The organism is Acetivibrio straminisolvens JCM 21531, from assembly GCF_000521465.1.
GTDB classification, from domain to species: Bacteria; Bacillota; Clostridia; order Acetivibrionales; family Acetivibrionaceae; genus Hungateiclostridium; species Hungateiclostridium straminisolvens.
This window is the reverse complement of sequence record NZ_BAVR01000038.1, coordinates 17,177-37,856: the sequence shown is the minus strand read 5'-3', so window position 1 is coordinate 37,856 and position 20,680 is coordinate 17,177. Positions and strand designations below refer to the sequence as shown.

The 20,680-nt window shown below is 40.3% G+C and carries 10 protein-coding genes and 8 pseudogenes; 8 read left to right on the top strand and 10 right to left on the bottom strand.

All coding sequences use genetic code 11. The features are described from left to right. The first annotated feature begins 93 nt into the window (after positions 1-93). A pseudogene (locus JCM21531_RS10840) lies at positions 94-1,347 on the top strand (glycosyltransferase family 2 protein). 44 nt (positions 1,348-1,391) lie between these two features. Here JCM21531_RS10840 and JCM21531_RS10835 read toward each other — a convergent pair. The 6 genes and pseudogenes from JCM21531_RS10835 to fusA form a co-directional block, all read right to left on the bottom strand. Beyond that, on the bottom strand, positions 1,392-3,848 hold the full coding sequence (locus JCM21531_RS10835; RefSeq protein ID WP_038289751.1) for an ATP-dependent Clp protease ATP-binding subunit: 2,457 nt from the start codon (positions 3,846-3,848) through the stop codon (positions 1,392-1,394). A 53-nt stretch (positions 3,849-3,901) separates the two neighbouring features. Then, a pseudogene (locus JCM21531_RS10830) lies at positions 3,902-4,908 on the bottom strand (protein arginine kinase). 62 nt (positions 4,909-4,970) lie between these two features. Beyond that, positions 4,971-5,471, bottom strand: a complete 501-nt coding sequence (locus JCM21531_RS10825) for a UvrB/UvrC motif-containing protein (RefSeq protein ID WP_038289748.1) — start codon at positions 5,469-5,471, stop codon at positions 4,971-4,973. 48 nt (positions 5,472-5,519) lie between these two features. Further along, positions 5,520-5,980, bottom strand: a pseudogene (locus tag JCM21531_RS10820) (CtsR family transcriptional regulator). Positions 5,981-6,294: 314 nt separating this feature from the next. Then, positions 6,295-6,957, bottom strand: coding sequence for a heparan-alpha-glucosaminide N-acetyltransferase (locus JCM21531_RS10815; protein WP_243467557.1), 663 nt, complete (start codon positions 6,955-6,957; stop codon positions 6,295-6,297). A 169-nt stretch (positions 6,958-7,126) separates the two neighbouring features. Beyond that, positions 7,127-9,212 (bottom strand): annotated as a pseudogene (fusA, locus tag JCM21531_RS10810) (elongation factor G). 627 nt (positions 9,213-9,839) lie between these two features. On the opposite strand from fusA, the gene aroF reads away from it, so the two are divergent. The 5 genes from aroF to JCM21531_RS23835 all read left to right on the top strand — a co-directional run bounded on the left by aroF (position 9,840) and on the right by JCM21531_RS23835 (position 13,308). Next, entirely contained in the window at positions 9,840-10,865 is a 1,026-nt protein-coding gene (gene aroF / locus JCM21531_RS10805; RefSeq protein WP_038289745.1) for a 3-deoxy-7-phosphoheptulonate synthase, read from the top strand. Continuing rightward, positions 10,855-11,445, top strand: coding sequence for a prephenate dehydrogenase (locus tag JCM21531_RS21925; protein ID WP_243467556.1), 591 nt, complete (start codon positions 10,855-10,857; stop codon positions 11,443-11,445). Before aroF ends, JCM21531_RS21925 begins: the two co-directional genes overlap by 11 nt. A 5-nt stretch (positions 11,446-11,450) precedes the next feature. Further along, positions 11,451-11,951 carry a prephenate dehydrogenase dimerization domain-containing protein gene (locus JCM21531_RS21920; protein ID WP_243467555.1) on the top strand — a complete coding sequence of 167 codons (501 nt, stop codon included), beginning with the start codon at positions 11,451-11,453 and terminating at the stop codon, positions 11,949-11,951. Between the two features lie 86 nt (positions 11,952-12,037). After that, positions 12,038-12,967: a 3-phosphoshikimate 1-carboxyvinyltransferase gene (locus JCM21531_RS10795; protein WP_279379040.1), complete on the top strand. Its 930-nt coding sequence runs from the start codon at positions 12,038-12,040 to the stop codon at positions 12,965-12,967. Continuing rightward, on the top strand, positions 12,964-13,308 hold the full coding sequence (locus JCM21531_RS23835; RefSeq protein ID WP_369347633.1) for a carboxyvinyltransferase: 345 nt from the start codon (positions 12,964-12,966) through the stop codon (positions 13,306-13,308). The genes JCM21531_RS10795 and JCM21531_RS23835 overlap by 4 nt, the downstream gene beginning before the upstream one ends. A gap of 85 nt (positions 13,309-13,393) precedes the next feature. On the opposite strand, the pseudogene JCM21531_RS10790 reads toward JCM21531_RS23835, so the two are convergent. Further along, positions 13,394-14,037 (bottom strand): annotated as a pseudogene (locus JCM21531_RS10790) (redox-sensing transcriptional repressor Rex). A 244-nt stretch (positions 14,038-14,281) separates the two neighbouring features. On the opposite strand from JCM21531_RS10790, the pseudogene JCM21531_RS10785 reads away from it, so the two are divergent. Both JCM21531_RS10785 and JCM21531_RS10780 read left to right on the top strand, forming a co-directional pair. Beyond that, a pseudogene (locus JCM21531_RS10785) lies at positions 14,282-16,196 on the top strand (ABC-F family ATP-binding cassette domain-containing protein). Positions 16,197-16,315: 119 nt separating this feature from the next. Then, positions 16,316-17,826 (top strand): annotated as a pseudogene (locus tag JCM21531_RS10780) (LysM peptidoglycan-binding domain-containing protein). Between the two features lie 80 nt (positions 17,827-17,906). Here JCM21531_RS10780 and JCM21531_RS10775 read toward each other — a convergent pair. From JCM21531_RS10775 to JCM21531_RS10765, 3 genes and pseudogenes are all read right to left on the bottom strand, one after another. Further along, entirely contained in the window at positions 17,907-18,671 is a 765-nt protein-coding gene (locus tag JCM21531_RS10775; protein WP_038289742.1) for an energy-coupling factor ABC transporter ATP-binding protein, read from the bottom strand. Then, on the bottom strand, positions 18,672-19,481 hold the full coding sequence (gene cbiQ / locus JCM21531_RS10770; RefSeq protein ID WP_038289740.1) for a cobalt ECF transporter T component CbiQ: 810 nt from the start codon (positions 19,479-19,481) through the stop codon (positions 18,672-18,674). Positions 19,482-19,514: 33 nt separating this feature from the next. Then, positions 19,515-20,571: pseudogene (locus JCM21531_RS10765) on the bottom strand (energy-coupling factor ABC transporter permease). Positions 20,572-20,680: the final 109 nt, after the last annotated feature.

Sequence of the window (20,680 nt, the reverse complement as noted above, 5' to 3'; positions counted from 1 at the left end):
ATAAATATTTTTCCTTATTAAGTACAAAATAAATAGAGATATTTTGTGCCCAAGAAATCAATCTCATATAATAAATTTATTTGGAGGAATCAGATGTTATCACAACTAAACAGCTTTATATACGGTACAACACAAATTATGCAGGTGATAATATTTATTGCAGGATGCTATTTTTCGGAATATCAATCTTTGGCTGGTTAAAACGCAGAGAAACTAGCCCACAAGAGTACATTCCTCAAAAAAATTTGCTTTGATTGTTGCCGCTCATAATGAAGAAGCAGTAATTGCCCATATAGTTGACAGCCTTTTTAGGCAAAACTATCCCAGAAATCTTTTTGACGTGTTTGTAATCGCCGACAATTGTACGGACAGAACCGCCGAAATAGCTGAAGAACATGGGGCTATTGTATACAGGAGGATCAATAACTCCGCCCGGGGAAAAGGATATGCCTGGAGTGGATGTTTGAAAAAATATACAACATGGGAGAAAAATATGATGCAATAAGTGTGTTCGACGCCGACAATCTTGTCTCATCCAACTATCTCTTAGAAATGAACAAACAGCTATGCAAAGGCCACAAGGTTGTCCAAGGGTATATCGACAGCAAAAATCCCTTTGATTCATGGATTACTCTGTCATACTCCATAGCGTTTTGGCTTTCAAATAGGATATTCCAGCTTCCGAGATACTACTTGGGCCTAAGCTGCGGACTTTGCGGCACAGGCTTTTGTATTGACGTGAATGTCCTGAAAGAAATAGGCTGGGGAGCGACATGCCTTACAGAAGATTTGGAGTTTACAATGAAGCTTGCATTAAACAACTACAAGGTTGCATGGTCCCATAATGCAGTGGTTTATGACGAAAAGCCCATTACATTAAAGCAATCATGGAACCAGCGCAAAAGGTGGATGCAGGGTCACGCAGACTGTGCAAGCCGGTATTTGGGTCCGCTGTTTCGAAAAGCTTTCAGGGAGAGAGATTTAATAGCCTTTGACTGTGCGGTTTATTTATTTCAGCCCATAAGGCTGGTTTTTATTGGACTAATAACAATAATGATGTGGATTCAAACTGTTTATCCCGAATCCCCTTTTTATAATCTAAAATATGTTTTTCCCACAGAAGTCTGGACTGTATTTGTAACATTGCAGTTTCTCTATGGACCTTTGATTGTACTTTCAGAGAAAAAATTCAACTTGAAGGTGCTTTACGGATTTTTGATTTATCCTTTTTACTGCATTACATGGATACCGATTACCATACAGGGATTTATGAGTAAAAACAATAAAGACTGGAGCCACACGCAGCATTCAAGGAAAATAAGTATCTCCGATCTGGAAAAGGCATAAAAAAAGAGCCAAAAGGAATTATTTCCTCTGACTCTTTTTTATCCTTAGCTTCTGTCCATGGCAATCTCGTTTTTATTCTGAAGAAATACCAGTTCACCTTCTCTAGCATCAACAAATACTTTGTCTCCCGATTTTACTTTTCCTTCCAGCATTTCCTCAGCCAGTTTATCCTCAATCATGCTCTGTACGGCTCTTCTTAACGGTCTTGCTCCATACACCTGATCGAATCCGTTCTTTGCAAGAAGAGCTTTCGCCTCTTCCGATACCTCAATAGTAATATCATTCTGTTTGAGCCTGTCGGCAAGGTTGTTTACCATAAGTCCTACTATCTTCTTCAGGTGTTCTTCTTCAAGAGGATGGAACACGATTATCTCATCTATCCTGTTTAAGAATTCCGGCCTGAAGTTCTTTTTAAGCTCACCCATGACGTTGTTTTTCATATCTTCATAGCTTTTTGCTTTGTCTTGGCTAACCGGAGCAAATCCCAGTTGCTTCGGTTCGGTTATGAGCCGCGCACCTATGTTTGATGTCATGATAATTACCGTATTTCTAAAGTCCACTACTCTGCCCTGGGAATCAGTCAGCCTTCCGTCTTCAAGAATTTGAAGCAGAATATTGAATATATCCGGATGCGCCTTTTCAATTTCATCAAACAATACTACCGAATAAGGTTTCCTTCTTACTTTTTCGGTAAGCTGTCCCCCTTCTTCATAACCGACATATCCCGGAGGTGAACCCACAAGTCTTGAAACGCTGTGTTTCTCCATGTACTCCGACATATCTATTCTGATCATTGCGTTTTCTTCACCAAAGAGAGCCTCCGCCAAAGCTTTGCTAAGCTCAGTCTTTCCTACTCCTGTAGGACCAAGGAATATAAACGAGCCCACAGGTCTCTTCGGATCTTTGAGGCCTACCCTTCCTCTTCTAATGGCTTTGGATATTGCCTTTACAGCTTCATCCTGTCCTATTACTCTTTTGTGAAGTATTTCTTCCATCTTCATGAGTCTTTCGGATTCTTCCTCGGCAAGTCTCTTTACCGGAATACCCGTCCAGTCAGCCACAATTCCTGCAATATCATCTTCGCTAACTGTATTTGTAGTGGTCTGATTTTTCTGACGCCAGCTGTCCTTTGCTTTCTCCAGCTCATTTTTCAGTCTCTGCTCCTCATCTCTTATCCGGGCAGCCTTTTCAAATTCCTGGCATACTATTGCATCTTCCTTCTCTTTTCTAAGTCTCTCAACCTTTTCCTCAAGATGCTTTAAATCAGGGGGTGCAGTAAAGGATTTCAGTCTTACCCTTGATGCAGCCTCATCTATAAGGTCAATGGCTTTATCGGGCAGGAACCGGTCCGTAATGTATCTGTCGGACATGTTTACAGCTGCTACCAAAGCCTCGTCAGTGATTTTTACACTGTGATGCGCCTCGTACTTGTCTCTCAAACCCCTTAATATTTCAATGGCTTCTTCTTTTGTTGGTTCTCCGACAGTAATCGGCTGAAATCTTCTCTCTAGTGCCGCATCTTTTTCGATATGCTTCCTGTACTCATCAATAGTAGTGGCACCGATAACCTGAATCTCGCCCCTTGCCAAAGAAGGCTTTAATATATTTGATGCATCGATTGCACCCTCAGCCGCACCGGCTCCAATGATTGTGTGCATTTCGTCAATAAACAGTATTACATTGCCTGCTTTCCTGATTTCATCAAGGGCCTTTTTAAGCCTTTCTTCAAATTCACCTCTATATTTTGCACCGGCAACCATAGAGGACAAGTCCAAAGTTACAACTCTTTTGTCCTTCAATATCTCCGGAATATTTCCCTCAACTATCTTCTGGGCAAGCCCTTCGGCAATTGCAGTTTTACCGACTCCCGGCTCACCAATTAAGCAAGGATTGTTCTTTGTCCTTCTGCTTAGAATCTGCACCACCCTTTCAATTTCCTTGTCACGGCCTATTACCGGGTCAAACTTTGCTTCTCTTGCCATCTCTGTCAAGTCCCTGCCAAATTGATTTAGGGTTGGTGTATTTGAATAGGATGTGTTGTTTTTAGGTACACCGGAAGAATTGGACGCTTCCTCACTGAGCATGTTTAGTATCTCCTGAATAAGCTTTTGATGCTCAACTCCCAAGTCCTTCAAAATCCTTACGGCAACACTTTCTCCTTCTTTCATTATTCCTAAAAGAAGGTGCTCTGTTCCGATATAGTTGTGACCCATTCTCCGTGCTTCTCTATAGCTAAGCTCAAGAACTCTTTTGGTTCTTGGAGTAAAATCCAACGGCTGCCCCATTACTTCACCGCGTCCAATGAGTTCTTCAATTTCCTTTATAACCTTGTCTTCGGTGACACCCTGACTTTGCAAAACCCGTGCGGCAACTCCGCTTCCTTCCTTTACCAAACCCAGAAGAAGGTGCTCTGTTCCAACATAATTATGCCCCAATTCTATAGCTATGTTCTGAGAAATATTTATTGCTTTTTGTGCTTTTTCGGTAAAACGTCCGTACATGGTACATCCTCCTTCATATCTATATTTGTTTATCGTGCAAGTTTATAAATCTTCTACTTCAGTCTGTTTCTTATGGTTTCCGCTCTCTTTATATCCCTTTCCTCCGGATTCAGCGGCCTTCCTACACTTTCCTGCAAGTTTGCCGGCTGTACCAGGAGCTGTATTTCATTAAGTTTCCTAATATCTATATCTGTAATTATTCCCATATCAACTCCCAATCTAACATCGGACAACAATTTTAGCCCCTCTTCCGAGGAAATTATCCTTGCGTTGGACAAAAGGCCTAAAGAACGGAAAATTCTGTCCTCAAACCTGAAGGAATTCTGCTTGTAAAGCTGTTTTCTTAAAGCTCTTTCCTGGTCAATTATCTGTTTTGCAATATTGTTTATATTCGAAATTATTTCTCCCTCAGTAAGCCCAAGGGTAACTTGATTGGATATCTGGTACATATTACCCGAAGCCTCGGAATTTTCGCCGTAAAGCCCTCTTACCGCAATTCCCAGCTTTGAACATATCTCAAGAATACCTTTTATATATCCCGTCATGGTAAGTGCAGGAAGATGCAGCATTACCGAAGTCCTTATGCCGGTCCCAAGGTTGGTGGGACAACAGGTGAGATATCCGAATTTTTCGTCAAAAGCATAATCGATACTTTCCTCCAGCAGATTGTCTATCTTGTTGCAAAGATTCCATGTATCGTCAAGTTGTAAGCCTGCAGAAAGGCACTGTATCCTGAGATGGTCTTCTTCATTAATCATTATGCTGATATTTTCTTCCGCACTGATAATTACCCCGCTTTCAATGCGGCTTTCTGCCAAGTCTGCTTATAAGGTGTTTTTCCACCAGCACTTGCCTTTGAACCGGTGTCAGTTCATGAATATCAATAAACTTAAAATTATCCCCAATGGCACTGCTTCTTCCAAAAATCGCTTCCTTGACCTTCTTTATTATCAATTTCCCATCTTCTTTGCATTTTAGACGGGAAAGGAATTCCGTTAAAGTTCCTTGCTATACGCACTCTTGTGCTCATTACCACATCCGATTCGGGACCTATTTGCATGTACACTCATTCATCATATACACCTCCTGCTCCTGCAAAACCAATGCGCTGTTCTGTCCTGTTTACATATTGTTTGACTCGAGACTTTTTATTTGATCCCTCAATACCGCTGCTTTTTCATATTCCTCATTTTTTATAGCGATATTAAGCTGCTGCTTTAGTTTCTCAATTTCTCTGGACACTCTAATACTTCCGAAAGCTCTGGAGGGAAACTTTCCATTGTATTGTATATTTCCATGAAGTCTTCTTAGCAGCGGAACCAACTTATCGTTATACACCTTGTAACAGTTGGAACAACCTAGTTTACCGATTTTTTTGAATTCCTCATAGCTCATCCCACAGGTTTCACACACTACATCCGGGTTTTGCTGTGGAGCCGATGCCATATATGGAAATCCCATAATGCCTGAGAAAAAGTCATTTATGCTAAAAGGAGATATCACATTAAACTTTCCTTCCTCCCGGGCACATTGTTCACAGAGGTAAACAACACTTTTGCTGTTGTTTATTATTTGTGTCATCTGAACGTTGGCAACTCTTTTCTGACATTTTTGACACAACATTATGCTCACTCCCTTCAAAAAGGATCCAACATTAATAGGTTACTTGTATCAAACCAAAAGACACACCAGCATGTTTTTTAAGATACTGGCCCGAATATACCTCTACTCTCTACAGGGACGGCCGAAAGGGCCTTGTCGCTGGTAGCGGCTTTAAGCATCAATGCTTCCCTTTCCGATATAACATTATGGTCAATAAAATTATTTATAAATACATGAGCCGACTGCTGAGAAATGCTGTCACCCATGGAGTTGATGATGTGCATAAGATAATTCTTGCCTTCGTGCCCAATACTTACCCGTCTTATCTTTATATATCCTCCTCCACCCCTGCGGCTTTCTACATAATAGCCTCTTTCGGTTGTGAACCTTGTGTCTATTACATAATTTATCTGGGATGGCACACAGTTAAATTGGTTGGCAAGCTCATTTCTTTGAATTTCAATGGTTCCGTCGGTATCATTAATCAACTGTTTTATAAATTGTTCTATAAGATCGCTGAGTTTCGCCATACTCATCACCCTATTCCGTGCTGATTTTGACTTTCTTTGACCTTTGATTATATTATAAAATACTTTAATCCCATATTCAAGGTCTTTAAAGTGAATATCTTCTTATAATGAGCAATTATTTTAATTTATTCAAAAAAATAATATCAATACCTGTTACTTATTTTCAGTAGCTCATTATTTTACCGGTTCTATCCTTATATTATCCAACCAAGTTCGGCTAAAAGGTTATACATTCATTGCCTCGTTATTTTTTCCGCAGGTATTATATTGTATTCATACCAAAAGTCTCATTATAATTGCCAATAACAGTAGTATCACGGCTGATGGATCAAATATACCAAAAGGGAATGCCTTCCGAGGCGGCTTATGTGATTGTCCCTGACAGAAAATTTGAAAATACTTTTCTTTTCCTTATAAATAAATCTGCTTAATGCAATGCCAAGCAAAAAAGGCCATGCCCAAGGAAAAATAGGATAATAATCCGCCGAAATGAATTTATCGTTGTGAAACCCAAACATGAAAAAATAGTTGTGGAAAACATTAACATCAGAGACAATAAAACGAGTCCCGGCAATAATCAAACTAAGTATCAAAAGCCAAGGTGTCGGAATTTTTTTTAATAATGGAGAAACCATCATACATATGCCTAAAAGATGGAGTATTCCGAAAGAAATAAAATAATCCCTGCCAGCGATAAAAGTAACAAGACTTATGAATAAAGCAGCGAAAAAAACTACAAGTCCCCGTCTAAAGCTGTTTTTGCTGAACTTGGTACTAATACCGGAGACCATTATAAACAATGTGGCATCTAAAATTCTGATTTTATCTATAAATCCCGTACCGTAACCGATAGGAAAATTATAAACAAACTCAAGGTCATAAAGAATATGCAGTATCACCATTATTATTACAAGGATTCCTCTTAAAACATCGATTTCCCAGATTCGCTCACTCGAAGTATTTTTTCCTTTAATCATTTATTTCCGTCCTCCAAAAATACCACCTTTTCTACAATAATAGTATAAACAGTTTTCTATAAGATTTTAATTTTTCCTCTTTCATTTCAAGAGGCGCACATTAAAAAGGGTACGGTCATTAATACCATACCCTTTTTATTTTAATATGAAACAATAATATATGTAACAGCTATTGCGAATCTTCTGCCGACATATTCTTTTTCGCTTCCTCAATTACCTTCTGACTTACATGAGGCGGTGCCTCTTCATACCTTTCAAACCACATTTTAAACGAGCCTCTTCCCTGAGTCATCGACGTCAGATCTGTGGCATATTTAAACATTTCCGCCTCGGGTACCTCAGCAACAACCTGCTGTATACCGTTGTCCTGAGGATTCATTCCCAGTATTCTTCCTCTTCTCTTGTTTAGATCTCCGATAATTTCTCCCATATAGCTTTCCGGTACATAAACCTCCACATGGGCTATGGGCTCCAAGAGTACCGGAGATGCCTGTTCCAAACCTTTCTTGTAAGCAAGATTTGCTGCTATTTTAAAGGCCATTTCCGATGAATCTACAGAGTGGTATGATCCGTCCACCAGCGTCGCTTTAAGGAATACCACAGGATAACCTGCCAGCACACCTTTTCGAATACTTTCCTGCAATCCTTTTTCAACTGCAGGGAAATATTGCTTCGGTACCGCACCTCCAAATATTTTTTCTTCGAAGGTAAGTTCCTCTTTGTCCCCGGGTTCGAATTCTATCCAAACATGACCGTATTGACCGTGACCACCGGACTGTTTCTTGTGCTTTCCTTCCACTTTAACTTTTTTCTTTATTGTCTCACGATAAGGTACTTTAGGAGGAGTAAGCTCAACCGATACGCCAAATTTTGTTTTCAGCTTGTTCACTATTACATCCAGGTGGATTTCACCCATACCGGAAATGAGGGTCTGATGGGTTTCGGTATTTGTTGAAACTTTGAATGTAGGGTCTTCATCCTGAAGTTTGTTGAGTCCCGAGCCTATTTTTTCTTCATCACCTTTTGATGTCGGCTGGACTGCATGGACATGACGGTTCGGGGAATGGAATTTTGTCTAATACTACGGGATTTTCCTGGGTACAGAGGGTGTCATTTGTGTTCACCGTTTGAAGCTTGGCTACCGCACCTATATCTCCGGTTATCAGCTTATCTACGGGTATATTCTTTTTCCCCCTTAATATAAAGAGCTGGGATATTTTTTCCACTTTTCCTGTGGTGGTGTTATAAACCGTGGAATCGGATTTTAATGTTCCCGAGAATACTCTTATCATTGAAATCTTTCCGACAAAGGGGTCTGCTATTGTTTTAAAAACTAAAGCGGAAAGAGGTGCATCCTCGCTGGTTTTCAGCTCACAGACTTCGTCCTTGCCAGATTTTTGGGCTTTTACTACCCCGGCATCGACCGGAGAGGGCATAAATTCAACAATGGAATCCATTAGTGTTCTCACTCCAAGGTTGGCTGTCGCGGAACCGCAGAAAACCGGCACTAAAGAGCCATCCTTTATTCCCTGGCGAAGTCCTTTGCTTATTTCCTCAGCCGTAAATTCCTGACCGTCAAAGAATTTCTCCATAAGTTCTTCACTGGTTTCTGCCACGGCTTCAATCAAGGCGCTTCTGATTTCTTGCATTTTATCGTTTAATTCCGAAGGAATATCCGCATCAATCAATTTATCTTTATCAAACTTTTTTGCTTTCATTGCTATGACATCTATATATCCGGTAAATTTCGCGTTTTCAACTATGGGTATTTGAAAGGCGATTACATTTTTTCCGAAGGTTGCAACCAATTGATCTAAAGTTTTGAAGAAGTTTGCATTTTCATCATCCATTTTATTTACAAAAAAGACAGTTGGGATATTTCTTTCCTGAGCTCGTGTCCATGCTTTTTCCGTTCCTACTGCAACTCCGCTTTTTGCGGAAACAAGAATCACTGCACTGTCCGCAACTCTTATTCCTTGTTTTACTTCTCCGACAAAATCAAAATATCCGGGAGTATCAATTACATTAATTTTGTAATCTTTCCATTGACATGGGCAAATAGATGTGCTGATTGAACTCTTTCTCTTGATTTCCTCAGGGTCGTAATCTGAAGTGGTGGTTCCGTCTTCAACTCTTCCAAATCTCTCAAGTACTCCGGTGTTAAACAGCATTGCTTCAGCGAGAGTTGTTTTTCCAGCTCCTCCGTGAGACATCAGGCATACATTGCGAATCCTATCCGCAGCCAGGTCTTTCATAATAATTCCCCCTTGTATATTTATTGAACTTATGAAAGTTCATTTGCATTACCTGTAAACACAAAACAAGTTACTCAAATTATTATTTAAGAATTATTATGCCAGCCATGCTGTGTACTTTTGGATGCGAACCTCTATATCTGTTCTGCAAAAGAATATTTTGTTCTTTATTTATTATTCTATTTTTTTTATAAATTCCCTTTTATAGCATCAATATTTTTACTGCGATATTTTTGTGCAAATATACCGAATGTGCATCCTCTTCTCAACATGTGCAAAGCATAATACAATTTATGGTATAATTATGTCCGTTTCATTATCATTACTGAACTGTAATAAAACGTAACTTGTAAATATGTTTGTCAGTAATTTAATTCTATGCCTGAAGTATCATATTTTATGAAATGTATTTGAGTTACATCCAAGCTTGTATGTTACCTTTTTAACGTTATTTGTTGTTGACATTTGCACATTAACATTGTACATTAATATAAAAGAATAAAAGCAAAGCCAAATCAAAAAAGCAGGCAACAATTGCTTTTTGGCAGAATGGTAGAATGGATGTCTATTGTGGTATTAAAAATGTAGTATTTTGCTTAGTACGGGTAGAAAGGAAGGAATGGTAAGATGGTTATTGTAATGAAACCCAACTCAAAAGAAAGCGATATTAACGAGATATCGAAAGTATTAAGTTCTTTGGGGCTCGGTGTGCATATTTCAAAGGGCTCCGAAAGGACCATTATCGGCGTTATCGGTGACAAAAGGAAGCTTTCCGACGTACCTTTGGAGCTTATGAACGGTGTCGAAAAGCTGGTTCCTATCGTCGAGTCATATAAGCTCGCGGGCAGAACCTTTAGGCCGGAACCTAGTGTAATCGATGTCAACGGTGTAAAAATTGGAGGCAAGGAGCTTGTTATCATGGCAGGGCCCTGTGCTGTTGAAAGCCGGGATCAAATTATAGCTGCCGCTCAGGCCGTAAAAAAAGCCGGTGCACAGTTCCTAAGGGGTGGAGCTTTTAAGCCGAGGACTTCCCCTTATTCATTCCAGGGGCTTGAAGAAGAAGGATTGAAGCTTCTAAAAGAAGCAAAAGAAGCAACGGGACTCCTTATTATAACAGAAGTTACCTGCGAAAAAGCTATTGAAGTAGCTGAAAGTTATGTTGATATGTTCCAGATAGGAGCAAGAAACGTACAGAATTTCCAACTGCTTCGAGAAATTGGACGCTCCAAAAAGCCTGTTTTGTTTAAGAGAGGGCATTCAACCACTATAGACGAATGGTTGAATGCAGCCGAATATATAATGAGTGAAGGCAATTATAACGTTGTTCTTTGCGAAAGAGGTATAAGAACCTTTGAAACAGCTACCAGAAACACTTTGGATATAAGTGCGGTACCTGTCGTAAAAAGCTTGAGTCATCTTCCAATAATTGTCGACCCAAGCCATGCTGCAGGAAAGACCCAGTATATTCTTCCTCTTTCAAAGGCAGCTATTGCTGCGGGTGCAGACGGACTTATCATAGAAGTTCATCCGAATCCAAAATGTGCATTATCTGATGCCGCCCAACAACTTCCGCCGGATGATTTTTATGATTTGTGTAAAGATATAAGTAAAATTGCCGAAATATTAGGAAGAGAGTTTAACTATGCAGGCTAAAAAGATATCCATTATCGGGCTTGGACTTATCGGAGGGTCGCTGGCAAGGGCTCTGAAAGAGAAACTTAATATCGAGTCGATAATTGCAGTCGACATCAACGAAAAAAGTCTAAGTCAAGCTCTTAAAGAAGGTTATATAAGCGAAGGTTTTACCGAACTAAACGAATCGGTATATAATTCCGACATTATTTTTATATGTACACCGATTAGGAGTACTATTGACTATATAACCCAACTGTACGGCAAGGTAAAAAACGGATGTATCGTGACAGATACGGCAAGTACAAAGGGAGAAATAATAGATTTCATAAACTCATTGGATAATCCCCCCTGCTTCATTGGGGGACATCCAATGGCTGGTACCGAGAAGGCAGGCTTTGCATCAAGTTTTTCACACATGTTTGAGAATGCATATTATATATTGTCTCCTTCTAAAAACTGCCCCGAAGAATCCCTTGAGTCTTTGGCAGAAATAATTAAAGGAATCGGTGCAATACCGGTAAAACTTGACTCCAGAGAACATGATATTATTACCGCAACCATAAGCCATGTACCGCACGTGATTGCTTCTGCCTGGTAAACCTTGTGAAATCCTCTGATTCCCCCGACGGCAAAATGTTGACTTTGGCAGCAGGAGGATTCAAGGATATAACAAGAATTGCATCGTCAAATCCCAGGATGTGGGAAAATATTATTTTAAGCAACAGGCAAATAGTAAAATCAACTTTATATAAATTTACCGAGACAATAAACGCTTTTATTGAATATATTGATAGTGAAAATTCAAACAGCATATACAACTTTTTCGATTCTGCAAAAAAGTTTCGCGATTCCATTCCAAACAACAGGAAAGGACTCATCGAACCGCAGAATGAGCTTATTGTGGATGTTGTTGACAAGCCCGGTATTATTGGAGAAATAGCAACCATACTTGGAAAGAACGGTATAAATATAAAAAATATCAATGTTTCCAACAGCCGGGAATTTGAGCAAGGGTGCCTTAGAATCACGTTACCCGATTCTAGCAGTGTGGCAGACGCTTTTGAGCTGCTTGTTGAAAAAGGTTATAAAGTGTTTAAGATTTAATGAATCAAATTTAAAATAAATATTTATCAGCAAAATTCGTACCGCAACAAAAGCTTCACTTATACTTATGGAATGGGGGAATAAGCGTGTTAATTGAGCAAAGGGATTCACTAAGAGGCGAAATAAACATACCCGGGGATAAATCCATTTCCCACAGGGCAATTCTTTTCGGCTCACTAGCAAAAGGAACTACTGAAATTGATGGGCTTATGATGGGTGAAGACTGCCTCAGTACCATTGACTGTTTCAGGAAAATGCAGGTCAGCATCGAAATACTTCCGAACAAGATAAAGATTCAGGGTAATGGACTGTATGGTTTAAGACCACCCTCTGCTCCTTTAAATGCCGGAAGATCTGGTACTGCATTGAGACTTCTGTTGGGTGTACTTTCAGGGCAGCCTTTCTCCTCTGTAGTTACCAGAAATGAATCAGCTCTCAGGAAACCTGTGGGTAAAGTTGTTGCTCCGTTAAGGCAGATGGGAGCAAACATTAACGGAAGGGAGAATGGAAACCTTTGCCCGCTTTCAATCCAGCCGGCAAAACTGACTGGTAAAACCCATAATGTTTCCATATTGGACACATATATCAAGTCTCCTCTTCTCATTGCCGGTCTTTATGCTGAAGGCGAGACTACGGTAATTGAAGAGGTAAAGTCCAGAGACCATTCGGAGCTTATGCTCAACTATTTCGGAGCCGACCTAAAAATTAACGGTCTGGAAGTCACCTCCCGCAGGGTCGAAAACTTATATGCACAGCATATTGAGGTGCCCGGGGATATTTCGATAGCAGCATATTTCATAACAGCGGGCCTGATAGTGCCAAATTCCGATATAGTAATCAAAAATGTCGGTATCAATCCTACAAGAGCAGGAATTCTTGATGTATATAAATCAATGGGAGCTAAAATTGAACTTATCAACGAACGTGTCGTCAGCAACGAAAAAGTTGCCGATATCAGGGTTGTATCTTCATCTCTTAACGGAACAACCATTGACGGCAGCATGATACCAAGCTGATAGATGAAATTCCGATTATTACCGTTGCTGCCTCTATTGCCAAGGGAACTACAACAATTACCGGACTTAAAGGCTTTAAGACAAAGGAATCGGGCAAACTTAGCCGTATGATAACCGAGCTTTCCAAGCTTGGAGCCTCACTGCAAGAGACAGAGGACGGAGTGGTAATAGAAGGTAAAGAATACCTCAAAGGTACTTTCGTAGAAGGCCACAATGATGCCGCGATCACCATGTCCCTTTGTATCGCAGGTCTTATTGCCGAAAATGAGACCAACATCAGAAAAGCTCAGATACTCGATATAGCATACCCCGAATTTATAACCGTTTTGAACAGACTGTAATTTTGGAAAATCAGAAGCGGCTTGATTTAAAGCTTTTGAATAACAAAAACCGGTTGCAGCAAAGACTGCCCGGTTTTTGTATTTTTTATTTTTCAGTTTTACGCATTTCATTTAACCTGTATCCTAAAACCATAAGGCTGTCGCTTAGGTGAACATTCTCGATTATAACATCATAGGGAAGCTTTAAATCCATAGGAGAAAAATTCCACAGTCCTTTAACCCCAAGACGTGCCACTTTGTCTGCCACAGCAGGAGTATGTTCGTACGGAACACAAAGAATTGCAATATCTACTTCATTTTCCGATACAAACCGTTCCAAACTGTCAAGATGCATAATCTCTATATCTCTTATCTTTTTCCCCACTAGACTTGAATTTATGTCGAAAATACCTGTAAGCCTAAAACCTCTTTTTTCGAAATTTGAGTAATTGGCAAGAGCCTGGCCCATATTTCCAGCTCCAATGATAATAACTTTAAACGCTTCATTCACGCCAAGAATATTGCCTATTTCATTATACAGATACTCAACATTGTATCCGTACCCCTGTTGTCCAAATCCTCCGAAACAATTCAAATCCTGACGTATCTGAGATGCAGTTATTCCCATCCTAGAGCTTAGTTCCTTCGATGATATTCTCGTTATCCCAAGCTTCAAGAGATCCGAAAGATATCTGTAGTACCTGGCAAACGCTTTATTACTGCCATAGAAATTTTTTTCTCTAAACTCATCGCTTTCACCTCAAAGTTTTATCTTGGAACAACTTTACATCACTACCTGGGTAATTGTGATTATAACATCTTTGTTATTTTATTGTCAATATTGCTAAGAGCCAGTATTTCTGCTAAAATGGATTGGGTTAACGTTGAAAAGACAGTAATTTATATGCTTTTACATTTTTATTTTAGCATATTTTTTTATTTTAGCATATTTTTTATAGCTAATTTACTATACTTGGTTTTTAGGTGATGGAGTATGATAGTTTTAGGCTGCAACAATATCAGCCTGTCCTTTGGCATAAGAGAAATTTTAAAAGATATTTCTTTCAGCATTAACGATACTGACAAAGTTGGCGTTGTCGGAGTAAATGGAGCAGGTAAATCCACACTTTTTAAAATAATAGCCGGAGAATATCTTCCCGACAGCGGAGAATTCTATACAGCCAAAAACTCAAAACTCGGTTACCTTGCACAAAATTCCGGTCTGGACTCGTCTAATACCATACTTGACGAGGTCCTGGCGGTATTTTCCCATTTTACCGAAATGGAATCCCGTATAAATTCTTTGGAAAAATCCATGAGCACCGAAAAGGATGAAGGTAAGCTAAACTCAATCATGAAAGAGTATTCGCGGTTGTCCGATGAATATGCCGTTTGGGAGGATTCGAATACAAGAGCCGTGCAAAGGGTGTCTTGAAAGGTCTGGGATTTGAAGAGGACCAATTTTCACTAAATGCCAGGAATCTTAGCGGAGGTCAGAAAACAAGACTTGCCTTGGCAAGGCTTCTTCTTACAGAACCGGATATCCTCCTTTTGGATGAGCCTACAAACCACCTTGATATAAATGCCATAGAATGGTTGGAAGAATTTTGTCAAACTACAAAAAGTGTGTGCTGGTTATATCCCACGACAGATATTTTCTTGACAAAATTACCAACAAAACACTGGAAATTGAAAATTGCGAATGCAAGCTCTACAACGGCAATTATTCCGCATATTTAAAGCAAAAAGCTGTGGACCGGGAGATTCAGCAAAGGCACTACGAACAGCAGCAGAAGGAAATTGCACGATTGGAAGCATTTATAGAGCAGCAGCGAAGATGGAACAGAGAAAGAAATATCATTGCTGCGGAAAGCAGGCAAAAAGCCATTGAACGAATGGAAAAAATCGATGCGCCCAAAAACCTTCCGGAAAAGGTAAGGATGAAGTTCAAAAGCGGCATAGCCAGCGGAAATGATGTCCTCTTTGCGGAAGGCCTCGGGAAGGAATATCCCGGAAAACCATTATTTAAAGACGTAAATTTTACCATCAGAAAAAAAGAAAGAGTATTTATTTTAGGCCCAAACGGATGCGGAAAGTCCACCCTTTTAAAAATACTTACCGGCAAAATTGAAAGCTTTAAAGGAAGTTTTAGATATGGGTATAACGTAACACTGGGTTATTATGACCAGGAGCAGGAAGAGCTAAACCCCAATAACACATTGATTGATGAGGTGTGGAGTGCCAACGAGGATCTTTCACAGACAGAAATCAGAAATGTCCTGGCAATGTTTCTGTTTAAAGGAGAAGATGTCTTAAAGCCGGTTTCTACTTTAAGCGGCGGTGAGAAAAGCAGGATTTCTCTTATTAAATTGATGCTTTCCGAGGCCAATCTCCTTATACTCGACGAGCCCACAAACCACCTTGATATAAACTCGAGGGAAGTTCTTGAAAGTTCCCTTGAAGATTATGACGGTACTCTGCTCATTGTATCCCATGACAGGTACTTTATAGACAAACTTGCAACCCGCATTATTGAACTTGGCGAAACTTCATGTATTGACTATAACGGTAATTACACCGAGTTTCATGAGTACAAGAGCAAGCTGAATTTAAGCACTGGCAATGAATCTAAAAGCGTCAAAATGACCTCCTCCAAAATGGAGCACATTGCAACAAAGGAAGAAAAGGCAAAAAGAAGAAAGCTTGAAAAGCAGCTGTCCGAAACCGAAAAAGAAATCAACAGTACCGAAGCCCGCATCAAAGAGATTGAGGAGCAAATGACCCAGGAAGAAATTATAAGCGATCATGTAAAACTTATGGAACTTCATAACGAACTTAATGAGCTTAACTCAAAGCTTGAAGGGCTGTATGAACTTTGGGACGAGCTTATGAGCCAAAGCAATGAATAACAAAGCCGTATTTTGAACGAAAATTTTTTGTATTTATCCCACCATTTTGAACATTCAACAGGCTGTATGAATATACTGTCTATGAAGATTTATACTATCATGAAGGAATGATGAATCAAATGTGGTATATAGTACAGCCGGGAGATTCCCTTTATATCATTTCCCAAAAATTCGGAGTAACAATTGCACAGATAAAAAGTGCAAACCAACTGACAGACAACATTATTTATGTAGGTCAACGCCTGTACATACCTCTGGGAGTTCAAGCACCTATTGTATACACCGTAAAACCCGGTGATACATTGTATCTGATTGCCCGAAGATTCGACACTACCGTAGACAGCCTTATGGCTCTTAACAACCTTACCGGCACCCTGCTTAGAGTAGGTCAGCAATTAACCATCCCCCTTTATACCGAAGCCGTAGTCAATGTAAATACTGCAAATATCCGCAGCGGCCCGGGAACCAACTTCAGCATACTTACCCGAATGACAAATGGAGCAAAACTTCCGGTTATCGGTTTTAGCAACAACTGGTACCGGGTACGCCTCTTTAACGGAAAAGAAGGATGGATTTCAGGAAACATAGTAACCCGCAATGTCTACAGCGGACGCAGGCCAATAACAGGAGTACTGGGGTTCTATACCCTTGAGGAAGGCCCTTCCCTCCCCAGCTCATTTACATCCTTTGCAAACAATACGGGGCAGCTTTCCTCAACCGGACTGTTCATGTTTAGAATCAGCGCCAACAATCCGACTACCATTGAAAAATTCGGGGATTTTACCGATCAGGATGTGCGCAACCTGGTAGCAATAGCCCACAGGAACAACGTAAAAATTATGCCTGTAGTTCACAACCTGCTGTACAGACCCGGAGGAACCACCCTTGCTAAAAATGTTGTAAAGACCCTTGTTTCAGACCCGAGAAACAGAAATGCCTTTGCCTTAAACCTTGTAAATCTTATAGAAAGATACGGTTTTGACGGTGTGAACATTGATATTGAAGACGTATTTATAGAAGACAGTGACAATCTCTCCCTCCTGTATACCGATATAGCTGAAGTATTGCGGCCAAGAGGATATTTCTTCTCTGCATCGGTTCCTTCAAGGGTAAGTGACGAACCCTTCAACCCCTTCTCTGACCCGTTTAATTACAGTGTAATCGGCAGAGCAGTGATGAATTTGTGGTAATGCTGTACAACGAATTCGGATGGCCGGGAAGCCCGCCGGGACCGGCAGTTACAATAGGCTGGATGGAGCGTGTGTTAAGGTATACCATGAGCAAAATGCCTCGGGATAAGATTGTTGCTGCTGTATCTGTATTCGGATTTGATTTTAATCTTACTACAGGCAGAAACACTTATGTAACTTACCAAATGGCAATCAACCTTGCACGAAGGTACAACAGCGAAATCATCTTCAATGAAGAAAGACAAACACCTATGTTCTCCTACCGGGATGCGCAGGGAAATCAGCACGAAGTATGGTTTGAGGATGCCCGAAGCCTTAGAGCCAAAATCCAGCTTGCCTGGGATCTCGGTATAAAAGGTGTTGCATTATGGAGGCTTGGAATGGAAGATCCGGCAATCTGGTCCATGCTCCAAAACGAAGTTGTGGTAAGAAAATTCTAAAAATCAAAAACCGGAAGAATGAGCAGCAGTCAGCAATATGGATAAGGAGGTAAATAATTATTTTAATTACTTACCTCCCTTTATATATTTTTCTTTTTTGCTTTGCATAGAGGACAGCCTTGAAGAGCAAGGGGAACTTCAAGACAGCATGATTGCATCAGTTCTTCATTTGAAAGAATTTCCGATGTCAATCCGTCTGCTGCTACTTTACCTTCTTTTAGTACAATAGTCCTTTCGCAGATTTCAAATACCATATCCAAATCATGACTGGTTATTATTTTGGTATGTTCAAAACTTTTGAGAAGTTCCATTACCTTTCGCCTGGATTTTGGGTCAAGACTTGAGGTAGGCTCATCCATGATTAATATATCCGGCTGCATCGACAGGACTGTTGCAATTGCGGCAGCCCGCTTCTCTCCCCCTGACAGCTTATAAGGAGCACGGTCTTTTAAGTGGGATATACCAACCATATCTAGAGACTTCATCACCCTGTCCTCAACTTCTTTTTCATCAAGCCCTAAATTTCTGGGGCCAAAGGCTGCATCATCATAAACTGTGGTCATGAATAGCTGGTCATCTGGGTTTTGAAAAACCATTCCAAGTCTTTGGCGGATTAGGGCCAATGTTTTTTTCGTAAGACGAACATCACCGATTATTACCTCACCCTGGCTCGGAAAAAGAACTCCCATAAGCATGAGAAGCAAAGTTGATTTTCCTGCACCGTTCGCTCCTACAATCCCCACTGACTCTCCATGGTAAATACCGAAAGATATCCCATTAATTGCTTTATGACCGTCCGGATAGGCGAAATTCAAATTCTTTACTTCAAGTTTATGATGACTCATTTATTTTATCACTCCTGTAAGTAATGTACCTATCAGCATAGGTATGTCATACAGCCTTACCGCTGCAAAGAATAACATCCACCCGCCAAGGTATAAAATATCGGCAATTTTAAGCTTCATGCCTTCTCCTGTGTTGTACTCACCTGTAAAACCCCTGACGCACATAGCCTGATAGATCCTCTGTGCCCTGTCAAATGTCCTTAATACAAGCTGACCTGCAAAGGAGCCCCAGTCCCTAATATGAACCCCCTTTTGCAATGGAGAACGCAAAACATATGACCTTAGCATTCTTTGCGCTTCTTCCAGCAACACTGATATATACCGGTATGTAAGCAAAAGCTGCAAAATAAACAACTTTGGTATTTTCATCATTCTTAAAGCCGCTGCCAGCTTATCCATACCTGTGGTAGCAACTAACAAAAGCACGACAAAAACTGTAAGAATACTTTTGATAAAAATAGACAAAAAAGTAATCCAGCCCGTTGAAAGGGTTAACCCTCCCAAAACGAAGGTTTGCTTTTCAAAGAGCGGATTTAATATGCCAATTCCAATAACAAACGGCTCAACGATTAGAATCCTTTTTAGTATAGGTGCTATTGGCAGCTCTGCAAGGTTAATAATAATTACAGGATAAAAAAGCAAAGGAAGAAGTCTTGCAATTTCATATCTTCCAAAGGATGCAACCATCGTCAGAAAAACCAATGTTACTATCAACTTTACAAACGGATGCAGCTTGTGAATGATAGTTTGCTTTCGAGCCAAATCATCCAAATGCCCTAAATTGTATAATGAATTACCGATACTTGACATATATAATCAATCCCAACTGAATAAAAACAGGGTTTAAGCCGTTGCTTTTTTCCTTCCTCTTTTAACCATATTAATGGCAAATCCGATGAATACTGTAAATGCAAGAGTTAATGCCCCTCCTACAATACCTGAAATACTCGTTCCCAAATTTACATTGGGCCAAACTCCTTCAGCCTCTTCATTATCTATTTCTTGCGTGTTTTCACTTTCGCCTGATTTAAAATCATAATCGGGTAAAAAGGCAGTCTTTTGCTGTATTTCGGACAATGTATCATAAATTTTACCGTCAGCTTGCAGTTCTGCTGTTCCGGCGGTCTTTTCCACAGACCATTCGAGACCGTCAGGGTCTGCCGAAGCAAACCAGGAAAGAGCTCCTCCAACAATTATAGCGGCAATCGAAAGTACAGTCAAAACTTTCTTCATGGATATACCTCTCGGTACTCCTCCATCTGCTGCTCTTTCAACCAATTCAGGTCTTGCCTTCCAAATAAAAGTAACAACCGCTGCCGTTACAAGTCCTTCAATTACTCCAATGGCAAGGTGTATAGGCTGCATCAGCAAAATAAAGCTTCCAAAAGGCAGCTGCGTTTTTCCGGACAAAAGCGTCTCAATTACAACACTAAAGGAGCCCATTTGAAGTCCGATTACAGCCGATATCATCGAACTCCAAAAGATTCTCTTTGAATTTATGCCCTTTCGGGTAAGCCATTTGTAGATATACGGATATGATATAAAGCACGTGAAAAATCCTAAATTGAATACATTGCAGCCATAGGCAAGGAGTCCTCCATCCCCAAAAAACAATGCCTGGATTAGCAAAATCGATGCCATGGTGAGAAATCCCGCGTAGCCCGAGCAATATAGCAAGGAGCATTCCCCCTCCAAGATGACCGCTCGAACCTGTTCCAGGTATTGAAACGTTTATCATTTGGGCAGCGAAAACAAAGGCTCCCATGACTCCCATCAATGGAATTTTCTTTTCATCCATTTCATGCTTTACTTTATTAATTGAGTAAGCTGCAACTCCTGCGGTGACAGCCAGCATTGTCCCACCCACAGCCGGTGAAATCAGAGCATCAGCCATATGCATATAAAGTCCTCCTTTTCAAATTTTATTCCAAGAGGCTAATAATCAAAAGCTCGGGACATCGAGTCCCTTCGCTTTTGCCTCTTTCATTTCATTCCAAGAGGCCAATCAA

Bases quoted from the DNA above. Each gene is read 5' to 3' on its own strand.
- cbiQ (WP_038289740.1), bottom strand. From the start codon at position 19,481: ATGTCAAGTATCGGTAATTCATTATACAATTTAGGGCATTTGGATGAT.
- JCM21531_RS10825 (WP_038289748.1), bottom strand. From the start codon at position 5,471: ATGTTGTGTCAAAAATGTCAGAAAAGAGTTGCCAACGTTCAGATGACA.
- JCM21531_RS10835 (WP_038289751.1), bottom strand. From the start codon at position 3,848: ATGTACGGACGTTTTACCGAAAAAGCACAAAAAGCAATAAATATTTCT.
- JCM21531_RS21925 (WP_243467556.1), top strand. From the start codon at position 10,855: ATGCAGGCTAAAAAGATATCCATTATCGGGCTTGGACTTATCGGAGGG.
- JCM21531_RS10815 (WP_243467557.1), bottom strand. From the start codon at position 6,957: ATGATTAAAGGAAAAAATACTTCGAGTGAGCGAATCTGGGAAATCGAT.
- JCM21531_RS10775 (WP_038289742.1), bottom strand. From the start codon at position 18,671: ATGAGTCATCATAAACTTGAAGTAAAGAATTTGAATTTCGCCTATCCG.
- aroF (WP_038289745.1), top strand. From the start codon at position 9,840: ATGGTTATTGTAATGAAACCCAACTCAAAAGAAAGCGATATTAACGAG.